Genomic DNA, 257 nt, shown 5'->3' with positions numbered 1-257 from the left:
CAGAACACGAACCAGTGCCTTCCGGGCACCTCGGCCTCCATCTTCACCCTTGCCGGCCAGGCATACTATGTGTTCGTGCTGAACAATGGTGCCGTTACCGACATTGTGATAGACGGGACGAACCTTGGCACCGTTGACAATACGATAGCTGGCTTCAGCTATTACCCGAACCCGACCACCGGGGTGCTTAACCTGAGAAGTGTGGACAACATCGAGAATGTGTCGATCTACAACCTATTGGGGCAACGGGTGATGGA

The 257-nt window shown here is 54.5% G+C and carries 1 pseudogene; it reads left to right on the top strand.

What is annotated here, in order from left to right:
• A pseudogene (locus tag A7A78_RS15235) lies at nt 1-257 on the top strand (hypothetical protein); the annotation flags it as partial.

The sequence above is a fragment of the Aequorivita soesokkakensis genome (genome assembly GCF_001641085.1).
In the GTDB taxonomy this organism is placed as follows: Bacteria; Bacteroidota; Bacteroidia; order Flavobacteriales; family Flavobacteriaceae; genus Aequorivita; species Aequorivita soesokkakensis.
The sequence above is the reverse complement of the archived record's forward strand: the minus strand, read 5'-3'. Positions and strand labels throughout refer to the sequence as shown.